This window comes from Vibrio sp. A37 (assembly GCF_059777565.1).
Map to the genome: position 1 here is coordinate 159,282 of NZ_JBLNLI010000007.1, position 16,827 is coordinate 176,108.

A 16,827-nucleotide genomic window follows, 5' to 3' on the forward strand; every position below is an offset into this window, starting at 1 on the left:
ATTATATGTGCTTTGATTCTTAATATAAGCATAGATGTTAACGAGTTGTTTAATTAAAAAGAGGGATACTCCAGCGAAAACGTTGTCATGAATCTATTCGCTGGAGCCAAAGAGGAAGTTGTAGATAATAAAAAATGCTCGGTTTACATCCTAGTAACAAATTTCAATGTGCTCATCAGCAGTAAGTTCTATAACTTCACAATCATTAGCATACGTGCGCTCTGGCAAATTAATTAAAATATTTACTGGCTGATCGTTCACCGTAAACGGCCCCCAATGCCACACTCCTGGCCGAATAGTGACCGCTGTACCTTTAGGAACATAAAACACTTGGATTTTATCCAATGGTATATCGTCTTTGCTAACAGTAGCTGGAGCAACTTGAAGTAGGATATCGTTATCCAATGGCAATACTACTTCTGCACAATTGGAGTGATATTCAAGGACATCAATGATCATGGGCCGGTGTTCTACCCTACAACAGGAATAGCTCAGTAAATTATTCAGGCCAACATCCAATTGCAGTTGATCTCGATAGAACTCAACTGGGGACTCACCCAATTTTTCATCCTTGGGATCGATTAAGTTAGAAAAAGAACCAAACGGTTTATAAGCTTCAAGTGTCAAAGGTTGTACGTTGACTTTGCGCATAATATCTCTCGGAATAAAAACAGAAAGGAGTTCTTAAGGAAGCGCAACACTGCGCTCCCTTAATCTATACTCATTAAACTATGGGAGGAAATGTGTTCTTAACGAACTACTTTATCTCTTCGTCAAATACCACGGCGACTTTACCGCATTGACCACAATCCATTAGCTCATAAGCTTCGCTGACTTGGTCCAACGTATATCTGTGAGTCACTAAGTTTTCAGGGCGAATCCCCCAACGTACAATCAGTTCTAAAAGTTGTTCCATTCTATAGCTGCTTGTTACCCAAGAACCATGAATTGAGATTTGATCATGAATAATGTCTGGTGACGGATTAAATTCAACCGTTCCCCCTTCACCTATCATGACATTTTTGCCCCATTGACGAGTGGCGCGTATAGCAAGTTGTCTACCCAATGTATGGCCTGAACAGTCAACCGTTTTCTCAAAGCCTTTTTGTTGGTAAGTCTCCGCTAAAACCTGCTCTAAAGTATCATCACCAGAAACAAAGACCGCATCTGCCAATCCAAGCTCTTTCGCCACATTACAACGTTCTTCGACCGTGTCGACACCGACAACTTTGTTTGCACCCAACGCTTTACATAGCATGAGCGCTGCTAAGCCCACTGGCCCCAAGCCCACAACTAATACAGCATCATTACCACTGATTCCGATTTTTTCTAGACCTTCATAAACGGTACCAAATCCACACGCTGCTTGAGCGCCATCGACATATGACAATTCATCTGGCAATAAGATACAGTCTTTTTCATCAGCAAGAATATACTCCGCCATACCACCATCACGTTGCCAACCGTAAGCGGCACGAGTCGGGGAAGAACAAGAAATCATATATCCACGGCGACAATCATTACATACTCCACAACCAGAGATATGATATAGCACTACACGATCGCCTTCTTTAAAGCGCTTCATGTCTGGTCCACAGTGGACAATTTGCCCACAAGGTTCATGCCCGGCAATTTTATTTTGGTATGCCTCAGGACCTTTGCCTAAGTGCTCGCGATAGATGGCACGGATATCACTACCGCAAATAGTCGATGCTTTTGTTTTGACCAACACTTGCCCTGGCCCCGGAGTCGGTACTTCTACATCTCTCATTTCTACAGTACTGTTACCTGGTAAGAACGCTGCTTTCATTGTACTTGCCATAATCATAGCCCTTTGTATTCGTTTACTTTAATCTATTTTGCTGGCTCTATCTGTTGTAGTAAGCCAGCACACATTTGGTTTACTGTTGATTTTAACGCCTATTTAAGCCCTATTATTGCGCTATATCGCCGTCGAGATCCCACAAGTCTTCCCAGCTATTTGCTCCTTCCCAAAGGAAAACTTGACCTTTGATTAATCGGGAATTGCATTCAACAGACTTCATTTGCTCCATTTCTTCTTCACTCAGTGGATCTTTAGTTACCGCTTCAAGGTTCTTCATGTAATTGTTTACTGAGAAAGGAATGGGCACTTGACCGCGCTGAACTGCCCATTTAATACAAACAATCGCAGGATGAACATCTAAACGTTGAGCAATTTTTTGTACCACTGGATGTAAAGTATCTACCGCATCAGTCTCTGTTCTGTCGCGCTCTGGCCTTGCCGGCGATCCAATTGGGCTGTAACCAATAGGCTGAATTTGATTGTCGACACAGAAGTTGAATAAAGCTTCTTGCTGAAAACAAGGGTGTAGTTCCATTTCATTGACTGCAGGCAGAACACTCATCTCAGGCAGAACTTTTTCAAATTTGGCAATAGTCATATTGGACGTACCCAGCGCTTTCACTTTTCCTTGTTTGTGAAGGTTTTCCATCTGCTGCCATGTATTAAGAAATGCTTCTTTGCTAAAGGGTTTGGAATCTGGGTTTCTTGCATCACCGTCACAACCCGGCGCATGGTAGTTAGGAAATGGCCAATGCATCAGGTACATATCTAAGTACTCTAACCCCAGATCATCGAGGCTTTTTTGACAGGCTTTTTCTACTTCGCTGTGGCAGTCGTTCCACACTTTGCCTGTGATAAAAAGCTCTTCTCTAGTGCAGTAGCCCTCATCAATAGCCTCGCGAATAGCACGACCAATTTGCTGTTCATTTTGATAAACTGCAGCACAATCAATGTGACGATAGCCTAAACGTATTGCCTGTTTCACGGTGTCTGCAACTTGCTCATGGGAGATATGATCAGAGCCAAATGTACCAAGGCCGACGACTGGCAATTTTGCTCCGGTGCGCAGGGTTTTGTATGGTACAAGCGTTGGATCAATAGCTTTTACTTTTTCTAGTTCACGTACATCACTCATTTTTCTTTCCTAATACATTTTTTCACACGTGTGTATTATTTATTAAATTTTTCTCTGTTAGTAAGATACTGTTGGATTTGCTCTAAATTTGGCAAAGAAGAAAATTACAACAAAACAAATAAGAGGAATAATCTCTGCCGTAGGAATATGATTCGCCAAATCACTCACGTAACCCATTAAAGGTGTGACGACTCCACCACCGATGATACCCATTACAATAAAGGATGAGCCGAGTTTAGTGTATTTACCTAATCCTTTAATTCCGATAGCAAAAATTGTTGGATATTGGATAGACATAAATGCACTACTCACAACAATGGCAAGCAAGCCAACCATTCCACCAGCAATCGCAGAGATACCTGTAAGCAAGATACAAGCTAACGCAAAAGCCGCTAAAACTTTTTCTTCCTTATAGCGTTTTACTAACATCGTACCAATGACACGACCGATAAAGAAACATACCATTGTTGCCGTTAAGAAATTCGCGCCTTTGGAGGGTGACACCGAGATCTCTTCAATGGCGTAACGAATCATGTAAGACCAAATAGCCGTTTGCGCCCCGCAGTAACAGAATTGTGAAGCCACTGCCCAGCGCCAGTTTCTCGCATGAACTAACTTAGATAACGCGTGCTTAACTTTGATCTTTTCTTGCTCTGTATCATCACCATGGCTACTTTCATGAATAGCCGGATATTTTGTTGCCAAAATTGCCAGCGCGATAATTAGAACAACAACAGTGATAATGATATAAGGTAGCTCCACTGCTCCGACTAAAGATGCTTTATAATGCTCAACTTGACTTGCTGTCATTTGAGCTAGCTCTTGAGTGGTTTTATGTGGGATAGAATTTAAAATTAGCGATTGACCAAATACCACAGCGATAATAGAACCAAACGCATTACAAGACTGAGCCGCATTAATACGAAAAGCTTGTGTTTTATTTGGACCTAGTACCATAACAAACGGGTTAGCTGCTGTTTCTAAGAAACCTAGCCCTGCTGCAATAACAAATAGTGCAAACAAAAATAAGCTGTAGTTGATAAGTTGAGCAGCAGGTATAAACATTGCTGCACCTAGCGCATAAAACATCAGACCAAACAATAGTCCAGCTTTATAACCAAATTTATTCATTATTATCCCAGCAGGGATTGGAACAACAAAATAACCAAAATAAAAGCTACTTTGGATCAAGCCTGCTTCAAAATTGTTAAGGTTAAAGGCCGACTGAAATTGGGGAAGAAGTATATCATTTAAGTTATTCGCCACCGCCCACAAAAAGAACAGTGTACAAAGTAATATAAATGGCAGAAAACGGGTTGTACTGGCAGACGAATATTTCGGTTTGCCCGATTCTTCTATTATTAACGAACTCATATAATCCTCTCTATATACCCAAAGCTCTAAAATAAGGAATCTAGGTAATTTGGATATATTTTTGATAGCGATAGATGCAGGTAGACACTGCTTTCCTCACGGATTTAACGTGCTTTGATTACTTATATCTACCTACAACATCATATTCTCTCGTATTGCGTCGTTAAAATTTATAGCTGATTTCCGACTTTTCAGTTTCTACTGGAGTGACGCCTTTTTTCAGCAAAATATTGCCGTATTTAGCCGTTTCGCCTGTCATAACAACAGCAAACGCTTTTTCAGCTCGAGTATAGAAGTCAAAACGATCTATTCTGTCTATCGGAGCAACATCGGGGTTCGTTTTATGAATTGAATTTAGGTAACTCTTCTCTACATCAGGGTCAAGCGTATCTCCTTCGACTGCTGCCATCATGACAAGTGGATTTGGTACATACTCATCAAGTTCAAATAAAGGAAGTATGGCTTGTAGTAAATCGGGGATTCTCAAGCCATCTGCTCTAATCACATGATCGTTAAACGACTCTGCGGGGAAATGAGCGTCAGCCAAAATTATTTCATCGCCATGTCCCATTCTAGCCAATACAGATAGCAGTTCAGGACTAATGAGTGGAGAGATACCTTTTAGCATTGTAGGGTTCCTTATGTTATTGGTTTTATTGTTTTTTACAAGTCAGCAAGTTTTTACTTATCTGATTCATTTTTTGTTTTACACATAATACACACGTGTGTTTTTTTGTGTCAATTTGCATGTAGCAAATAAAAAGTGAGCAAGATCCCAAGTTAAATTAGAAGTTTGTGAGTAGAGAAATTTTTTATCAAAAATAGATATGTGTTGAACGTCGAATCAATTCACATGAAAAATAGAGTGCTAGTCTATTGGAAGGCGACCTCGTAACCTCAATAGGACTAACCTTCCCGCTCGCAATATTGGATATATCATTGCTCCCAAGCGGGGCGATTTAAACAGTACAAAAAGCAACCGATTTAGCCCACTCAATGGGCTGGTCATTGCAGACAACCAAGTCATTGCAGCAGCACCCTCAAAAACCTGCTCACCATAAATGACCGCCATATTGTCATTGAGATTTACCCCCTGAGATTTAAGCCATAGAACTTGTTCATTTTGCTGATCGCGAGCGCTAATCAAACGCAATTCACCACTCAGTTGACGCAGGCGAATCCCACGGACAAAGTACTGACACACATAGCACTCACCATCATAAACGATGATAATTGGCTGGCTTTTAGCTTGGTGCTGCATAAGGTAGATACCCTCGCCTATTTAGTCTCTACTTGGAAGTGGGTATTTCAGCGGTAGAATCCACTCGGTGGGCTGAATACCATAATCTACTGCTAACAAGTTAGTATTAGCTGCAACAATTCGCTGAGCTGGACGGCCATTAAGTGAACAAAATGCGTTAGCGTAGACTGCGACCACCGCGTTTTCTGGCTGTTGGTAGCGCTGCTGTAGAAAACGAGCAAACTTCCAAATCATATCCGGTTGACAAGGTAGACTCCGAATCTGACGCCGATTAAGGTACGAGTGTATATCTACCCTTCTAAAGTGACCATCGGCAAATTTTAATACGTAGTGGATATCACCACGTTTGGTTCGCAGTTTCATACGCCAAGCAAATCTATGTCCCTCTTCGCTCCATGCAACACGGCTGGGATAAGCCAAATGTCGCCAAGGAATCAACACTTGCAATAGACACCAGCATACGATGCCCGCTACGACCCAGCGATACTTGCTATCTCTTTGCACTTTACTAATCGACAAATTCTCGACTTGAGCCAGATTGAAGCCTCTATTCACTTTCGCCCAAACGCGTAGCGGCCAATCTGGGCCAAATACCAGTAGGCTGGTGAAAAGCGTCATCCAAGGGAAAATACCAATACTAAAAACAAAGTGATTTAGGATGTGAAAGCCAGCGTACATTAAAAAAACCCACATTCTGGTACGTTTCCACAACAACAATGGCCCACCAATGAGGTGCAGAACAATGACGCCATAAGCTGCACTGGCTATGGCCCAATCTTGCAAAAATAAAGGTCCCAAAAATGGCATATCTGATCGGCGAGAAAGCCATGTTCTAAGTGGTTCCAGCGCTAGCCAATCGGGATTTAACTTGACTAAACCCGCGTAGATTAAAATGATCTCTAACTGAAAAATTAGTAGCCAATAGCACCAGCTTGGAACCAGCTGGCTTGCTGGAGGCTTACGCCAAGCATCTACTGACCAAAGGCGATTAGCAGGCATAAACAGCATTAGCACCGCAAACAACCAAACCATGTAAAAGTGGTTTAGATATCGCGCTTCATCAAGCAAAAATAAGTAGCTAAATCCAAGAATAAAGATTAGAAGGTTGACCCTGTAGAAAAAACCAATAGCAATATAAGCAGATGCTATCGCCAATGCGGCGTACAAAATTCGCATCGCTGCTGAAGGAAGCGGTTGTATCCAATCTAAGTTCCAGTAGTAAAATAGAAATTCAGGTTGCTGGTAGTAACGGTCTATATCTAGAAAGAACCCGTAGCGGATCATATCCCAGAGCAGAATAAGACCAAAACCGATACGAAAAACAGCCAAAGCACTCGCATTTACCGGAACAAACCAGCGATCAATCCAACGGCTTTTTAGTAGCACCCTTTATATTCCCTTAATGTCGCACAATGACGGCTAAAGCCCCGATTAGTAGAATTCGCTAGATGGATAAAATATAAGGCAAATTCACACGATGAACACAACGTTCAAATCAAAGTCTAGCTAAGCCTATGAGCGAACGCTATTGGGTTTTAGAGTTCTGCTAGATCCGCAATAAAAGTTACTTACTTAACTCGTTTTTTACTTTAGCAATTCTTTTCAAGCCTTACTTCTTCTGGCATTTGAAAAAGATAAAGTTAGGGTGCGTTGATAAGTACTGGTATACCTCACTGTCCATTTCTTTTACTTTTTCATCGACATTACCTTCAGAAATTTGTGTTATGACCAAACCATTTTGTGTCAGAGCATTGGTGATTTCTGTTAGTGAGCGACGATAAAACCTAACTTGCACTGGTTTGCCTACGGTATTCCACACCTGTTGGACTAACTCACGCTCAAAATAGTTGCCTGATTTGGAGGTCTCGAAGTCAGCAAATGGGTGATGGGTAGAAAATACAAAGGATCCTCCTGGCTTGAGCACGCGATGAATATCGGCAAAAAGCGGATTTAGATCTTCGAGGTAATGTATCATTAGCGGGGAAATAACCAAATCGGCACTGACGTCGACTTCATTTGGCAGCCCCTTAGATAAATCCTGAGCATAAGCATGAACGTTGTCGCTCACACCAGCCTGCTGAGCTTTTCTTGCCACCAGCTCGACCATTTCTTCTGCATAGTCAATACAAGTTACTTTGGTTGCACCTTGAGCTAAAAGATATTGAGCATAAACACCCGAGCCACATCCAAGATCGATAACATTCAGATTTGCCAACGTTGGCAGCATTGATTGAAGAGTTGGACGTTCCAAGTTTGCGTTGTAAATATTATCCTGAATAGCTTCGTCGTACTCCGTCGCAAATGTTGAGTACATATCTGATTTCACGATCTTTTCTCCTCACCGGTGTTTAAAGAAGTGAAAATGGAGTCAGATTTTACAAGAAAGATGCCGCGATAGCACAAATTAGAATGCCATTTACGGTATTTATTGCTGGTGAGACATCAACTAATAATTTTTTATCGAGTATACTCGTGTCGGAGGACAATAATGTTTGATCAGAATTTGCAGCATATTGTAGGGAATCGTCACAAACTCATAGGTAAAGTTTGATCATTTATGACGGCTTTCGTGCCGTACTTACCCTAGCCAGTGGCAGTAAAGATTGATCACTTCTAAGTTCGTTTTGGACAAAACCTTCATAGGAATTCTATATATTTCCCAGATGGTCGAATTATTAATTCTAGGGTATGCTGTTTAATGGGAGGCCCCAGATACACAATGAAGTTGATTCATTAACCTTCCAGCCTGATTCTTCTTTCAGGATCTTAACGATTTGTGTTTCAGTGTAGTGTGATTTTTTCATCATGCATTGTCCGTTTGCTTAACCGTGAATTGAAACAAATACGATTTTAAAGTAAAGCAATGCCTCATGAACTCCAGATAATAGACCTTTTGATTACTTTACGTACATCATCGGGCATAGTATTTTTTTGGTCTTTTGGTACAAACTTTTTCTCACTCAAAGACTTCAAAGCGACTTGATATTCGTTAGGGTATTCTTTCGCTGAACATACAATCCCAAGCCATATATCAATAATGATTGCACTTTTCTTCCATTTATTAAAATCTATTTTATAATCCCCGGAGTTGTAATCTTTATCTTGATAGTTGTCAGAGTTGTAGTCACTCAAATCATCATAACAATTACTATTTTCTTCGTTATATATAATTTTGTATGGCTGGTTAAGTACGACAAAGCAATGATCATACTCCTCGTCTTCCGATCCCAACTGTACGATATCAATAAAAAATGCAACGTCATTTTTATTGCAAATAGGGTGGTAAGATTTGCTCAAAATGTAATAGATAACTGCGCAGCTCAAATCATAGCAATTTCCAATCTTTTCTAATAAAACTAGCCTTCCGTGAGTCAAGATTTCTAGAAAATAACCTTCTTCATTGTTGCTCAACTTTTGTCTATATAATTTATTTGACTTGACATTCATGTCGTTTATTTGTCTATCAATAATTGCATTTCTTTTATTCTTGTCTTTGTCATAGATCATGCTTGATGACTTCTTGAGTACTTTGTTAATTTTATCTCTTCTATAATGTTGAATGTAAGTCTTGTTGATATTATTTATATTTGATTTTTTTGTCCTATTAATTAATTTAGGCTTCGTAGTTTTAGTTGTTAGTTTTGATTTGTTATTGTTGTCGATATCCTTATCTATCGACATCCTATGAGTAATCACGTTTGCTACTTGTTGGCAAAATTGAAGGTTAATATTTTTTCTAATTGTTATTCTATAGGATTTAATATCATTAAAATCAGGGCATGTCTGAATGTCTTGAATATTATCTTCAACAGAATCAAGAAGAGTTGTCATGTTAAATTCCTAGTATAACATAAAATAATGTATTGATTATGATATGATGTATTTGAATATAATTCAAAAATTAAATAAACAGCCAATGAAAGTATCAATTTATTTTATTATTTTTAAGTTTAATGGTTATCAAAAATAGATAGACAGGACGGCGTTCAATAAAATCAATATGAAAACTATGAATGAATTAAATAGCAAAACAATCCTATTTTTGTGATATGGAATTGATTATTTAATATGGTTACCCACGTAATCAGCCTTGAGGAGCAACCAACAGCCAAAGTAGGTTGCGTTGGCGTTGAATACTGTGCCGATACAGATTTAGACTATTCGTTCTCGCCTATCAAGGTAGGGAAATGGTGTGTGAGGCTGAAAAAACAATTGAGAACCAACGTTTTGATTGATTAAACATTCAAAGGTGCTTGTAGTGGCTTTCAAAGGGCACTTACTTTTTCTGGCGAGAATCAAAAAATTGGGTATGACTCCCGTACCAGAAACCAAGCTTTATTTGGTCGATTCTATCAGAGGTTTTGTAAAGATTTGACAAAAATAATTTATAACACCTATAAAGATGCTGAGTTTTTACCGTATATTTTATTGTGATACGGATGTCGAAATAAGACGCATCGTTCAATTAGAAGGGCGAACAGTCACAGACTGTTAGCGTAAAAAATTCTGCAAAGCAAACTATTTTGTCATCGTTTTTATCCATACATTTGATGGTATTTTCCACTTCTTTTGTTGATAGGCAGTCGCATAAATATTCTTTAAACTCAGCAACCGTTATCGTGCCGTTGTTATCAATGTCACGAGATGAAAAGCGCGCATAAACTGTATTTAGAGTTTCGTTTGCTAGTTCAGACATGGTTGCATTTTCGCTCAAGATCTTTTTATTCTCGAATAGGTTAGATATAGCACCTCCCATTTCTCTAGGAGAAATTATTCCTTTATAGTTTTATTAATCAAGAAAGGAAGGGGAATAACGTTTCATACTAAATCATAAACGAGCGTTTGAGCATATCTGATTGCAAGTATGAAAGGTTCATATTGAGCCAGCACCTTTGACCAAGCTCTCTCTGGCCCCCAAAATAATCGAATCGTTTTATTGAGGGAAAATCGAAAAAAGAAGGTGACTAGCTTAATATATGATTGATTTATATTACATATTCAATAATCCAAGCTAAGGTATTTCTAGTGGATGGTTCAGGTAAAAGCCACGGAATTGCTCCTCCGACTGTTACGTTTCTTCAACAAAACCCTTTGACATCTTGTCACATACCTCTTACTTGTGAGATTTATGTAATCGTTAGTTGTTCATACATATTTTATCTCTTGTGAGGATGATTTAACTACTGTCCAATCCTCTATATTATTTCCAGTATCATAGTTTCTATAGTTAAGTTTGTTATTGCTTCTAAAAACTGAGAACCATCCTTGGTCATGTATTACTCTAACTTTACTGGTTATCTCGAAGATATTCTTGAGCATTTTTATCGAACCATAAATATCTGGTACCTCCTTAGACATATAAGAGTACATCTTATTCTTTGCCTTTGTGTTCCCTATAACTAGGATATCAATGATTTTTTTATTTGTAGTTGGTGCTAATTTTTTTAACTCAGAGAACGCTTCCTCAAAAAACATGTCCGGATTGCTAGGATATAAATGTAATCCAATCAATTTACTACTATAAAGAATGGTTATTGTACAACAGACATCTACATCGGGATACTTAATCTCCTTAATATGAGCTCCTATTGATTCTTTTATAGTTCCATTGTAAGAACCGTTGCTTATTAAACAAGGCACCAATTCTTTTTTTATTAGGTTTTTATTTTCGCTAAAACTTGAATCTAAAGTTGATGTCATAACATGTCTCCAGCAATCTATTCTAAACATAGCAAAGATAAAATCGCATCAATCAATACCAATAGTTAGATTATATTTTAAATATCGTTATATTGGTTCCAATTAATTATCCATCAAACGTTTAATAATTATAATTCCTGGCTCCGTTGTGATGGCAGGAAGAGTGTTGTTGTGATCCGATAATTGATATCCACTGGATGGATAATTACATTAACTCATTTTGTAGGGCAAAAGGTGCTCGGTGCTTAACAGAGTAGCCTAATCTGCGAAAACGCTTTTTAGGTAAATCATATTGCCATTATGGATCACTCGCCATCGGCCACTCCTAACGGCATAGGCTTCGTAAATACACGTTTTATGTGTAACTGGTACTGAATTTCACCTGCATCAAGGTATAGTAACGGATCAATCTTATTGTCCTCCGACAATTCGCCCTTAAGATTTATCCAGCTCCTTGATACTTCTTCGGTTGTTTAAGTTCAGGATGAAAAGCCCCCTTTGCTCCCATATCCACAATCGTATATTCGCATGTATTCATCGTTGTTTGATCTCTATCGAAAGTGATTTTGAGATACTCAAGCATCAGCTCTTCAAGTTTTACGTTGTACTGTTTGAACTCTTCTGCAGTCAGTCTGAATTTAACGGTAACAAAATAGGCATCCTCAGAGTTAATGTTTTGTACTTGATCCTTTAAGCTGTCAATAATTTGATTTTTAAAGAACATTGGAAACTTATTCGAATCAGAAAAGCATATATGTTTTGGAACCAACAAGTTAAACTCATTGCCCCTTAATATCTCAATAAGACCAATATTTTCCAACGCTCGTAGATAGAGATATATCGAAGCTTCATCGAGTTGATATTTAGTCATCAGAGAAGATGACTGCGCATTATTACTACATATTTCTGAAAATATTGTGTAAAGCTCTGGCTTATCACAAAAGGCTTTGTCTTGCTCAGATGTAAATGTCGATATCTGACAAACTAACTTTTCTGCCTCAGCTACGACTAGAGAGAGTGGTATTTGTGCCAAGTCCGCCAACTTAACTAACCGGCTAGTAGAAAGAGGTTGGTTCATATTCAATAGCCTTTTTACACTGACTTCCGAGACCCCTAACTGCTTCGCAACATCTCTATAAGAGAGTCCGGCCGCCTTCAATCGTGTCTTCATTAAAGAACAAATGGCCTGATCTAGCTTCTCGATATTCCCTCAGTATCAACATCGCATCCAACAAGTATCACATATTGACCAATTGAGTTTATTCATTGATATCAAAGTATCAATTTAAGACTCTAGAAACAAACGTAAGGAGGCTAAAATGAACAATTATCACGACTACATACCGGAACTACTCAAAAAAACATATCAAGAAGATTACGAACACAAGGCAAGTAACTCCGATTTCTACTACCGGGGGCTACTGCCTATTATTTTAATATTTGTAGTGCTAATCATATTCCTATTAACTTGAACCAAGATAACAAGTTATGCAGTATTAGCATGGGTAAGCTGAGGTGTGTGAGGCTTAGAAGCTCAGATATCTATAAATCACTATTTGATTGAGCATATAGATCGTAAAAGTCATCTTCTAAATCGTTGTAGTCTTCTGTTGAAATACCGAGCACATCTAACACTTTTGATTCAAGATCGGCCCAATCAGGAGAAACACTATGACGTTTAACTCGTTCGACCATATTCTCCGCCATTTTTAGCGTTGCGAGTGCAATTTGTTCTTCATTTCCTCCTAAAATAGTGTCGAAGTACTCCTTGTTGTGATGCTGCAAAATTATTGCACATATTTCCTTTGGTAGGTGCCAAGAAGAAGCAATGTAATAACCTAGAACGGCATGATTAGTATTGTATTTTTCTTCCTCGAAGTAAACCGAGTTACATCCTTTGTTATTTGCTTCAATGAGTACCTCTTTATAATCTTCAAATTTCAACGCTAAGAGAGGAATACCACAATTTTGAAACAAGCCAACCGTATAAAGCATATCAACCGGTACTTTATCTTTTACTTTATTGCCAATAAACAACATTGCATTTGCCACGTCTAATGAGTCATCCCAGAAACGTTCTAACGAAATAGAGGCTTTTCCTTGAAGAGATGACTTTAATAACAGTGATGTAACTAGGCTATTAATCGTGGTCAAGCCTATAATCATCACTGCCTGTTTTATTTCTGATATTGTTCGGCTCATCCCATAGTAAGGTGAATTAATTACTTTTAATATGGCGGATGATAGACCGATATCACTGGAAATGAGATCTGCGACTTGATTGATGTCGGGTTCTTCACTTTCCATAATTTCTTGCATTTCACTTAATACTTTAGGTTTTACCGGAACTTGATAGCTCGATACTACCGCTGCCATTTTCTCTTCATCAATATCAAACATTCTTCCTCCGTGAAAGGCTGGGTGCCAAAGCTAGAAATCGGTTTTCAAATGAGTTAACTCTTCAATTATAGGCAAAATTTTAGCGGTGTTGCTGAACTCAATGGACTTAAATTTCCAAAACTATGATGGAAAATTCAAGATAAAATGAGCAGCCTTTTACACTAAGGTTAACGATTGCTAGTGACTGTTTGTCACCCTACACTCACCACTGAACCCGCCAAAGCTCACAGCTTTGCAATCTATGTAGGTACCACCCGAAATATACTTAACATACTCACCCGACTCCGTCTGATATTGGCAATAAGCGTCTTCTCCAACCATAGATGAAACGGGTGAATACGATGGATTAAGGTTGGATACTGGCATATTTGTTAGCTTCAGTTGGTATTGCCAGCGCTTGTTTTGTATTTGAATGTAATACTGGTCGTTAATGTCATCATCATTGGGCTGAACCATCATAGGCGCCAACACTTTTTCCCTGTTAATAAAAGAGGCTGCAGGACAATAGAATGTCGCTGCGGTTGATAAAAAAGTGATACTGTCACTTTTCTTCTTAGAGTACTCATCATAAGCGTAAATATCGGTCGTACCTTGGGCCAAAGAAAATGCCACACCTTTCGCGTCAACTACAGCAATTGTTGAATCATCGCTTACCCATGAAATTTGCTTCGTTAAATCTTTTATTGATCCATCACTGAATGTAGCGAGAGCGGAAAGCTGCAATCTAGAACCTAATGCTAGTTTGGGTTCGCTAGGGCTAACATTGATTTCAACAACGATGGCACTATTGATGACTACTGGCACGGGGTCACTGGAGATACCTGAAAGGTTATCATGGGCACTTACGTATGTAGTGCCTGCTTTGCCGCCCAACACATTTCCACTTTCATCAATTAACGCAATTTCGCTGTTGCCGGAAAGCCATGAAACTGACATTCGTTTTTTGCTGCCATCTGAGAACACACCATACGCGAGAAGCTGTTCCTCATAGCCTTTTGGAAACTCGATACTTGCAGGGGTAATGTTTATTTCAGTGAGTGTTGCACTTGAAACTGTCAATTCAATCGCTGCTGAACTACTGATACCTAACGATAGAGAATTCGCGGTAATACTAACTTTTCCCTCCTGCAATCCACTTACAACCCCTTGTGGATTTACTGTTGCTAGCGACAAATTGTCACTATTCCAAACTACTGATTTGGTGATATCAGCTGTTGTTCCGTCTTCGAATTCTCCAATGGCAGTCAATTGAACTTGATAATGTAGTGGCACGCTTACTTTGCTTGGGAACAGTCGAATAGCTTTTAATTTTGCAGTATCTACCTGTACGTTTGTGTTGGAAGCACTAGTGACGCGAGACAAGCTGTCATGTGCGGATACAGTTGTGGAGCCTTGTATTCCTGCAGTTAATTGCCCTTTCTCATCAATTGACGCAACTTGACTGTTTACGCTACTCCAAGATACTTGGGTTGAAATGTCTTCAACAGATAAATCAGAATAGGTTGCCAACGCACTTAATTGCTTGCTTTCGCCTCTTACCAAAGCCAGCGATGGAGGAAAGGTTTCGATATACTTTATTTTTGCAGGTGTTACTTTCACATTAGCAAGCACACTTGATATTAAGTTTGAGTAGTCATCAAAAGCTGAAATTTTCGACTTACCGGAAAGGACACCTGTGACTAGCCCAGAGCTGTCTACAGTTGCGATATTCAAGTTATCACTCACCCAAGAAACTGACGATGTCAGCTCTTTGGTTGAACCATCATCAAAAATGCCGATTGCCTGTAAATTTTTACTAAAGCCAGCAGGCAACTCACTAAAATTAGGAATTAACAAAATCTCCTTTAACCTAGCGTCAGTTACAGTGATGTTTATCCCTTCACTGCTATTGATATTACTTCTACTCGCGGTAACCGTCGTTTTGCCAACTGATTTCGCGGTAATTTTTCCATTTTCACTTATCGTTAAAATATCTGGATTTTCAACCAGCCACGAAACAGATCTAGTGATATCTTGTGAGGATTCATCACTGTACAAACCAAATGCGAACACATTTCCCGTGTAACCTTTTGGTAGCGTTAAGCTGTTTGGAGTGACCTCAATCTCGCCCAACGTTGCCGAAGAAATAACAACGGTAGATTTGTTTTGACTTGTAACTGAATCGTAGCTTGCAGTAAGGGTGTTGCTGCCCGTCAAAACACCCACCACCTCACCATTTTTACCTATGTTCACGACATTGACTGACTCTTGCTGGGACCAAACTACGAGCTGATTGATGTTTAAACTAGAACCTAGGGTAAATTTTGCCAATGCATCTAAATAACCTAAAACACCTAGCGGAAGAGTCTGTTTTTCTGGCAACAATACGATTTCATCTATAGCTTCGTTGGTGACTGTAACCTGAGCAGCATTGGTACTCCTCAACTTAGAGTCAGAATGAAACGCCTTTATTCTAGCTTTACCTGCCTTGATACCAGTTGCGACGCCCTCATTGGTCACAATCATATTTTTGTTACTACTAGACCAACTCACTTTGTTCGTTAAATCTCGAGTAGAATTGTTTGAATAGATGCCTGTGGCAATAAATTGCATAGGAAAGCCGACTGGAGTAATGGTTAGAGGTGGAGTGATTTGTATTTCCTTTAGTGAAGCGAGTCCGACATCAATTGTCACGGCTTGCTTGCTTTCAACATTTCTGTCTTGCGAGTTTATTTTTACCTGTCCTTCAGCAACTCCCGTGACAACTCCTGAATCACTAATTGTTGCTATGTTATTGTCACTACTACTCCAACTGACGACGTGAGTGAGATCCACGGTTGTACCATCATTATATACGCCAGTGGCAACAAGTTGATCCGTTTGCCCTTTTTGAATGACATCTATCGACCCCCCTGATTTAGTAGAAATTTTCAAATCGACTAGCTTTCTGTCTCCGTCATCAGAAGAGTTATGCTTACAGCCATACAACCCTACCCCGACAAACAAAAGAAGCAGGGTAAAGATCTTCCTCTTAACGTTAGCTCGTCCGTTTACGCTATTACGAAAGAGGCATGGGAGACGGGAAAAGTCCATATTACGCATAAAATCCTTTTACGCATTTTTATACGTATTAATACTAGGGCAGCATTAAGC

At 39.2% G+C, this 16,827-nt stretch carries 14 protein-coding genes; all 14 read right to left on the reverse strand.

Annotated elements, in window-relative coordinates; translation table 11 throughout:
• Nucleotides 1-150 precede the first annotated feature (150 nt).
• The 14 genes from ACM2FC_RS14045 to ACM2FC_RS14110 all read right to left on the reverse strand — a co-directional run bounded on the left by ACM2FC_RS14045 (nt 151) and on the right by ACM2FC_RS14110 (nt 16,767).
• Nucleotides 151-651 (reverse strand): ureidoglycolate lyase, encoded by a 501-nt coding sequence (locus ACM2FC_RS14045; protein ID WP_498481573.1) that lies wholly within the window; start codon nt 649-651, stop codon nt 151-153.
• 106 nt (nt 652-757) lie between these two features.
• On the reverse strand, nt 758-1,822 hold the full coding sequence (locus ACM2FC_RS14050; RefSeq protein WP_498481574.1) for a zinc-dependent alcohol dehydrogenase family protein: 1,065 nt from the start codon (nt 1,820-1,822) through the stop codon (nt 758-760).
• 112 nt (nt 1,823-1,934) lie between these two features.
• On the reverse strand, nt 1,935-2,960 hold the full coding sequence (locus ACM2FC_RS14055; protein WP_498481575.1) for an aldo/keto reductase family protein: 1,026 nt from the start codon (nt 2,958-2,960) through the stop codon (nt 1,935-1,937).
• 57 nt (nt 2,961-3,017) lie between these two features.
• Nucleotides 3,018-4,334 carry an L-fucose:H+ symporter permease gene (gene fucP, locus ACM2FC_RS14060; protein ID WP_498481576.1) on the reverse strand — a complete coding sequence of 439 codons (1,317 nt, stop codon included), beginning with the start codon at nt 4,332-4,334 and terminating at the stop codon, nt 3,018-3,020.
• 163 nt (nt 4,335-4,497) lie between these two features.
• Nucleotides 4,498-4,962 (reverse strand): L-fucose mutarotase, encoded by a 465-nt coding sequence (gene fucU / locus ACM2FC_RS14065; RefSeq protein WP_498481577.1) that lies wholly within the window; start codon nt 4,960-4,962, stop codon nt 4,498-4,500.
• A gap of 240 nt (nt 4,963-5,202) precedes the next feature.
• Complete coding sequence (locus ACM2FC_RS14070; RefSeq protein ID WP_498481578.1) at nt 5,203-5,595, reverse strand: DCC1-like thiol-disulfide oxidoreductase family protein; 393 nt, start codon at nt 5,593-5,595, stop codon at nt 5,203-5,205.
• Between the two features lie 21 nt (nt 5,596-5,616).
• A complete protein-coding gene (locus ACM2FC_RS14075) occupies nt 5,617-6,981 on the reverse strand; it encodes an HTTM domain-containing protein (protein WP_498481579.1) in 1,365 nt (454 codons plus the stop codon).
• Between the two features lie 223 nt (nt 6,982-7,204).
• Nucleotides 7,205-7,921, reverse strand: a complete 717-nt coding sequence (locus tag ACM2FC_RS14080) for a class I SAM-dependent methyltransferase (protein WP_498481580.1) — start codon at nt 7,919-7,921, stop codon at nt 7,205-7,207.
• A 542-nt stretch (nt 7,922-8,463) separates the two neighbouring features.
• Entirely contained in the window at nt 8,464-9,426 is a 963-nt protein-coding gene (locus ACM2FC_RS14085) for a hypothetical protein (protein ID WP_498481581.1), read from the reverse strand.
• A 634-nt stretch (nt 9,427-10,060) separates the two neighbouring features.
• Nucleotides 10,061-10,291 (reverse strand): EF-hand domain-containing protein, encoded by a 231-nt coding sequence (locus ACM2FC_RS14090; protein WP_498481583.1) that lies wholly within the window; start codon nt 10,289-10,291, stop codon nt 10,061-10,063.
• Nucleotides 10,292-10,740: 449 nt separating this feature from the next.
• Nucleotides 10,741-11,295, reverse strand: coding sequence for a hypothetical protein (locus ACM2FC_RS14095; RefSeq protein WP_498481584.1), 555 nt, complete (start codon nt 11,293-11,295; stop codon nt 10,741-10,743).
• Between the two features lie 442 nt (nt 11,296-11,737).
• Nucleotides 11,738-12,466 carry a helix-turn-helix domain-containing protein gene (locus tag ACM2FC_RS14100; protein ID WP_498481585.1) on the reverse strand — a complete coding sequence of 243 codons (729 nt, stop codon included), beginning with the start codon at nt 12,464-12,466 and terminating at the stop codon, nt 11,738-11,740.
• Between the two features lie 371 nt (nt 12,467-12,837).
• Entirely contained in the window at nt 12,838-13,695 is an 858-nt protein-coding gene (locus tag ACM2FC_RS14105) for an HDOD domain-containing protein (RefSeq protein WP_498481586.1), read from the reverse strand.
• A gap of 177 nt (nt 13,696-13,872) precedes the next feature.
• Nucleotides 13,873-16,767, reverse strand: coding sequence for an Ig-like domain-containing protein (locus ACM2FC_RS14110; RefSeq protein WP_498481587.1), 2,895 nt, complete (start codon nt 16,765-16,767; stop codon nt 13,873-13,875).
• Nucleotides 16,768-16,827: the final 60 nt, after the last annotated feature.